We start from the raw sequence: 6,180 nt of genomic DNA, 5'->3' as shown, positions 1-6,180 counted from the left end.
CTGATGCCGATATTTTCCATAGAGATGCACCCGACCCACACGCTAGGTTTCAACTATTTCTTAAAACCCATTTACTGGGCACGCGCGTCTGTATCAAATATTACATTTTGAATTTATAATTGCTGCTTACAAACTGCGCAACTGGTCTGAGTATAACGCCGCCTTGGGCAAGCGAGGAAGTTTGACGCAATGGCTTAGCGATGAGGTAATTGTAGCCTGGAAAAACACTCAAACGACAGGTCAGCCTGGCGCTTCTAAGACCTACAGTGACTTAGCCATTCAGACATGATTAACCTTGAAAGTGATTGACGGACTGGCGTTGCGTCAAACCATCGGTTTTGCGGGGTCTATCTTTGAGTTGATGGGGGTATCGGTGTCCATAGCGGTACATACTACGCTGTCTCGTCGTCAAAAGTCCTTAAGCATGGATATATACCGACGAACTCCACCAGCAGGGAACGTCATGGGGTGGTCCACAGTATGGGAATTAAAGTTCTATGAAGAAGGGGAATGGAAAACCCCTCAGCCTGGGGTCAGCAAACGTCGTACGTGGCTCAAATTACGGTTGGGTGTCGATGCGCAAACGGGCGAGATACTGGCAGCCGTGGTGACCTCGAACGCTATACTCTATCAGGGCACAAACTTAGAGTTTGAGAGAGCAGGTAAAATGGGGCCAATTGAAGGGTTGTAGCCCAATGATCAAGCTGACACATTTACCTCCGCTGATATCGAAGCCCTTCACTATGAGCGATACCATCACCCGCATCCCCGAGTGCAACGCAAGATGGAATCGCTCTATCTGAAAAGTCAGTAAAGGATTTGAACACCGCTCTTACTGCAAAGACGGGATATCATCCTGAACCCAAATTGATGCTTGCGTTGTCAGGGATAAGAACAATACCTTCTCTATTATGAGGGTATTTGTTCAAGATATTAACGAACGTGTTTGTCGAGAAGAGCAGCTAAGACGCCAGCTCGAAGAATTAAGCATTGAGATTGGTCAAGAACAACAGAAAGAGGACGTTATCAGTTTGACTAGTAGTGACTATTTTCAGCAAGTACAGAAAGAAGTTGTTGGCATTAACCTGGATGATTTCTAGATCCAGTAACCAATGCTAGACCTACGGTCTACTGTCTAAAATACTTTTTTAGACAGTAGACCAAGTATTCCACGTTCCTTTGCCTCCGTTTTAATTTGTTGACGTTTGGCATGGTCAGATTTTTGTTTCATCAACGTTTCCTGGATTTTTGTGGCTAGTTGATTTGTTGGGTCTAACACTAATGCCTGTTTAGCATGGACGCCTGCCATGGTATTTTGCTGTGACTGCAAATATAGGACGGACAAAGTGCTGTGGCACAGGGCATTGCCAGGGTATGCCTTAATGGCTTGTCTCAACTCAAAGATTGCAGCTTTATAGTTTTTTTTCTGAGCCAACTTTTGAGCTAGTTGTAGGTGGCTATCAATCACCATAGAAGCATCAGGAGAGTTAGATATCCGCCTTTTAGCGCTGATTTTAACCTGAGATGGCCGACTGGTCATACTATTCATCCTTGAAAACAACTTGGCTAACTTGGTTCTGTATAAGTGACTATATCTAGGGAGGCTAACTCTTTCTTGTTATAGTCTGGTGCAACTATCCTAGATAAAATCACCCAAACGAGCACTCCGTTGTTACACTGAATTGCGTGATAAGAAACTATAAAGCCACATTAAATCTGAGTACTTATAACAGCAACAGATTAATGGTATTTTGGGTTGGGTCATTGGCATTGATGAAATTAATCACTTGAGTATTGTGGTCTCTTCGTAGAAAAATAAAGTGTGTTGGTCCTTTGTGATGTCAGGCAAGAACCTCCTTTTTCGTTTAACAAACAATCTTCGGGGGTGGAGGCAGACACGCTAAACCCCATCTAAGTTGAGAACCGGAGTTTTTCGATTTCAGGATCAAGCTGAGTCGAGACCCACAAACATTGAGAGAGGGCTAGCGGGTCATCATTGAGCCGTGCCTGAAAGTGTTCGACTTGAGCGATTAAGTCAGCGGTCTTGTCGTAACAAGTATGATAGGTGAGGTCTTCCAGGCAGTGCCGAAACTACCGCAAAAAATACAAATGGTTTTCGCGTTCAAAGAAAATATTCTGGCGATTGTTGCCACGGTTATAGAGATGATAGTAGTGTCCTGGTGCAAAGTTTACCTGACGACGCGGCATCTCTAATAATCCCCAAAGTCTCCAAGTTCAGAGTTCCCCTAGAAATTCTAAAGACCTACCTCAGAAACCCGGTTTCTCGCCTCTGCTAATGGCAGCAAGCCGCTACCGTCATTCAGCAGAATCAGCCTTGCTTTATCACCAACACCGTCAGGCAGAGGCGTTTGCTCGGGTGGTCGAATCAGCAAACCACCTAATCCAGCACCAATCACGACAACATGAGCCATAGCAACCCTCCAATCAAGTGTGGATTATGACTGGCGCAGCATCTCTAGGGACTGAAGCTGCTGAGACTGATCCTGTAGCCGAGTTTCCAGCCTGCCGCAGACCAGTTCACACAGATCGAAGATCATTGGATCAGCTAGCTCGTAATAGACGCTGACTCCTTTCGGCTGGCGAGCAACAATACCCGCCTGGGACAAAATCTTGAGATGTTTAGAGACATTGGCTTGCCCTAAGCCTGTGATCTCCATAATTTCAGAGACATTTTTGCTGCCAGACTTAAGAGTACAAAAGACCTGAAGTCGGCTCAGTCCCGACAAGACCTTATATTACTATATAGTAATATTGTTAAGCAAGTTAATTGAGGAGAACATCTGATATTGTTCCGACAACTGTTTGATCCGGTTACTAGCACCTACACCTATCTAGTGGCAGACCCGCAAACCGCAGAAGCCGTTTTGATTGACCCAGTACTAGAGCAAGTGGAGCGGGATGTTACCTTGCTCAATCAATTGGGTTTAACCCTAAGCTATTGCATGGAAACCCATGTTCATGCTGATCACATTACGGGAGCCGCTGAGCTGCGCAAACGAACCGGATGCAGAGGTGTGGTGCCAAAACAAGCACAGATAGACTGTGCCGATCGCTTTATCAGCGATCGCGATCGCCTGCAAGTTGGGGCGGTGGAAATCGAGGCAATTGCCACGCCAGGACATACCGATAGTCACATGGCGTATTTGATTGATGGAACCCATCTGTTGACGGGCGACTCCCTGCTGATTCGCGGCTGTGGTCGCACAGACTTTCAAGGTGGTGATGCAGGAACTTTGTTTGACGCCATTACTCAACGGTTATTTACATTGCCAGATAGTACGGTGGTTTATCCAGGACATGATTACCAGGGACGAACCGTCTCCACCATTGGCGAAGAAAAGCAGTGGAATCTCCGATTGGCAGGGCAGAGTCGGGATGCATTTATTCAATTGATGAATGGATTGAACTTGCCCGACCCGAAAAAAATTGCAGAAGCAGTGCAAGCCAATGAACGCTGTGGCAATGTTGCGTCAGTTATGGCTTAAATACAGCACCTGCAACGGTGGCGTTAACGATTTAATGTTGACGATTTTTTACTCAGAGGAATTGGCCATGACTCAAACTCAAACATCGGCTTCCCAAACGATTAATGCACTCACACTCAAACAATGGCTCAACAATCCTCAATCTGTTCTTTTGATTGATGTGCGTGAACCAGTGGAATATGCCATCGAACATATTTCTGGAGCCATTTCCCATCCGCTATCTAAATTTGATCCCAGTCAGATTCATCTTCAGCCTGGACAACGTCTTTTACTGTATTGTCAGTCGGGCAAGCGCTCTGCTCGTGCAGCAACCCAACTCAGAGCGGCAGGTTTTACCGATGTGACGGAATTGCAGTCCGGACTCTCTACCTGGAAAGCAGAAGCTTATCCACTGGAAAAAAGCCGAAATGCGCCCATAAGTTTGTTTCGTCAAGTGCAGATAGTCGCAGGTCTGCTAGTCCTGTTCGGGACAATTCTGGGAGTTACCGTTTCGCCCTGGGGCTTCCTGCTCAGCGGTTTAGTGGGTACGGGGTTAGTATTTTCTGGGGGAACCAATACCTGTGCGATGGGAATGCTACTGGCTCAGTTGCCCTACAACCGCAACATTGGTCAGCGTTGGTCGTAATTGAGGCGAAACGATATTGAGGCGAAACGATGCTGTATGCACTGGGTCATCTATTTGCGATCGCTATTGGCGTGAGTCTAGGGCTGCTGGGGAGCGGCGGTTCAGTATTGGCGTTGCCCGTGCTGGTGTATATCATGGGCATTCCCACTAAATCGGCAATTGCGATGACGCTGATCGTGGTGGGCTTAGTCAGCTTAGTGGGTGCTATTCCCCATTGGCGACGGGGCAATCTCAACGGCAGAACGGCGATCGTGTTTGGTTCTGCCACCATGCTGGGGGCTTATCTAGGGGCACGATTGGCAACCCAACCCTGGATCACAGCCACGTTTCAGATGGCGTTATTTGGCGTTGCCATGCTGTTGGCTGCCGGATTGATGATCCGTCGTGCGGCAAAATCTGAGCCGTCCCCTGAAGCCGTGCAGCATGAAGTCTTCTACCAACCCCCTGTCTGCAAGTATTGCTGGTTATGGCTAATGATCGAAGGGATTGGCGTTGGAGGTTTAACAGGCCTGGTGGGAGTAGGTGGTGGATTTGCGATTGTTCCTACCTTGGTCTTGCTCGGCAAAATTCCGATGAAACAAGCGATCGGCACATCACTATTGATTATTGCAGGTAACTCGATCGCTGGCTTACTGGGTTATTGGGGACATATTGAGCTGAATTGGCACTTGACGGTTTCGTTTACCTTTGCGGCGGGTTTAGGAACTGTGCTGGGCGGCTACCTGGGACAATTTGTTTCTGCCCGTCAACTCCAAAAAGGATTTGGTTATTTTTTGATTGCGATCGCCACCTTTGTTTTAATCAAAAATTATGCCTACTACCGCTCTTCACAAACTTCTTCTGCGCCAGCAACAGTCATCAACCCAATACAGGCGCGTTGCTCAAGAACAGGCTCAACTTAATCACAAAATTAGCTTCAAACTTGCTCTCTCCCTTAATAAACAATCTACAGGAGGATCCCAGCAATGGATGCCAATCTTTCTCCCAATGATTCTGCATTGAATCGACGACAGTTTCTCAATTTTTTAACGGGTGCTGCTGTTGCCGTCACGGCTGGATCAGCCCTTTATCCTATGGTCAATTTTTTCATCCCGCCTCCTGAAACAGGAAAGGGGGGTGCAATCCTTGCCAAGGATCAGTTAGGTAACCCGATTCCTGTCTCTCAATTGTTGGCAAATTCACCAGGAAGTCGAGCATTAATTGCTGGATTGGCAGGTGAACCCACCTATTTGACTGTTACGGAAGCCAACACACTAGATGCGATTGGCATTGTAGATAACTGCACACACCTGGGATGCACGTTTCCTTGGAATGGTGTTGAACAGCAGTTTCAATGTCCTTGTCATGGTTCTCGCTTTGCCTCCGATGGTTCTGTCGTAAGAGGTCCAGCTGATCGCCCCCTGAAGCTGGTTCACGTTCTGGTCGAAGGAGAAGCGATCTGGATTTTACCCTGGACACAAACAGATCCACGTACAGGCACACAACCCTGGTGGCATTAGGAGATGTAGAACCTGCGGCATATGTGAGCTTTCTTTCAATGTTTCCCAAATTGGAACGCAGTGTGTTCCGAATTGAGCTGGACTCACTACCGACGGCTCCTACGTGTCGAGCCTCCAGAAGCCCGATCGTGGTAGATGCAAGAAGCTGCCATCCAAAAGTGATAGCGACGATCAAGCCCAGCTTTACTCAGCTATGGTGTGCCCCAATTCTCGGAAAGTTGGTAGGCACCTACCCAAGTAATTCTTGGGGAATCAATCGCGGGTGGTGTTGTGCAAATTGAAGCATTGTGAACCTTGATTGATTAACGTTAAGGGTGAGATCGGGGTTGATGATTTTTAGGCGATCGGACTATGATGGCATGATAGGCAGAAAGATTCTCGTTTTACCCTAGAGGATAGGCGAAATTTTTCGATCTATCACTCCAACTGGACAATGACAAGTTTCTGTTTTGCTTCTGCCCCGTTCTCAAGCGGCTAAATCAGGTGGGTCAAGGGTTTTAGACATCTCAGTTTTATTAGCCAGTAATTTAGTCAAAAGTAGAGTGGGTCT

8 protein-coding genes and 2 pseudogenes are annotated in these 6,180 nt (G+C 47.1%); 6 read left to right on the top strand and 4 right to left on the bottom strand.

Annotated features, from left to right (window positions below; genetic code table 11):
* Positions 1-115 precede the first annotated feature (115 nt).
* Positions 116-625: pseudogene (locus tag VB741_RS25750) on the top strand (IS5 family transposase); the annotation flags it as partial.
* A 286-nt stretch (positions 626-911) separates the two neighbouring features.
* Positions 912-1,100 (top strand): hypothetical protein, encoded by a 189-nt coding sequence (locus VB741_RS25745; RefSeq protein ID WP_323368088.1) that lies wholly within the window; start codon positions 912-914, stop codon positions 1,098-1,100.
* Between the two features lie 35 nt (positions 1,101-1,135).
* On the opposite strand, the gene VB741_RS25740 is transcribed toward VB741_RS25745, so the two are convergent.
* The 4 genes and pseudogenes from VB741_RS25740 to VB741_RS25730 form a co-directional block, all read right to left on the bottom strand.
* Complete coding sequence (locus VB741_RS25740) at positions 1,136-1,549, bottom strand: hypothetical protein (RefSeq protein WP_323368087.1); 414 nt, start codon at positions 1,547-1,549, stop codon at positions 1,136-1,138.
* 545 nt (positions 1,550-2,094) lie between these two features.
* Positions 2,095-2,208, bottom strand: a pseudogene (locus tag VB741_RS26575) (transposase); the annotation flags it as partial.
* A gap of 47 nt (positions 2,209-2,255) precedes the next feature.
* Positions 2,256-2,432 carry a hypothetical protein gene (locus VB741_RS25735; protein ID WP_323368086.1) on the bottom strand — a complete coding sequence of 59 codons (177 nt, stop codon included), beginning with the start codon at positions 2,430-2,432 and terminating at the stop codon, positions 2,256-2,258.
* A 24-nt stretch (positions 2,433-2,456) separates the two neighbouring features.
* Entirely contained in the window at positions 2,457-2,747 is a 291-nt protein-coding gene (locus tag VB741_RS25730) for an ArsR/SmtB family transcription factor (protein WP_323368085.1), read from the bottom strand.
* Between the two features lie 57 nt (positions 2,748-2,804).
* On the opposite strand from VB741_RS25730, the gene VB741_RS25725 reads away from it, so the two are divergent.
* The 4 genes from VB741_RS25725 to petC all read left to right on the top strand — a co-directional run bounded on the left by VB741_RS25725 (position 2,805) and on the right by petC (position 5,630).
* Entirely contained in the window at positions 2,805-3,506 is a 702-nt protein-coding gene (locus tag VB741_RS25725) for an MBL fold metallo-hydrolase (protein ID WP_442786455.1), read from the top strand.
* 67 nt (positions 3,507-3,573) lie between these two features.
* Positions 3,574-4,131 carry a rhodanese-like domain-containing protein gene (locus VB741_RS25720; protein WP_323368083.1) on the top strand — a complete coding sequence of 186 codons (558 nt, stop codon included), beginning with the start codon at positions 3,574-3,576 and terminating at the stop codon, positions 4,129-4,131.
* A 29-nt stretch (positions 4,132-4,160) separates the two neighbouring features.
* Complete coding sequence (locus VB741_RS25715) at positions 4,161-5,033, top strand: sulfite exporter TauE/SafE family protein (protein WP_323368082.1); 873 nt, start codon at positions 4,161-4,163, stop codon at positions 5,031-5,033.
* A gap of 63 nt (positions 5,034-5,096) precedes the next feature.
* Entirely contained in the window at positions 5,097-5,630 is a 534-nt protein-coding gene (petC, locus tag VB741_RS25710; RefSeq protein ID WP_323368081.1) for a cytochrome b6-f complex iron-sulfur subunit, read from the top strand.
* Positions 5,631-6,180: the final 550 nt, after the last annotated feature.

This window comes from Leptothoe sp. PORK10 BA2, assembly GCF_034932105.1.
GTDB lineage: Bacteria > Cyanobacteriota > Cyanobacteriia > Phormidesmidales > Phormidesmidaceae > Leptothoe.
Note: the sequence above shows the minus strand (reverse complement) of the source record. Positions and strands in the feature narration are given on the sequence as shown.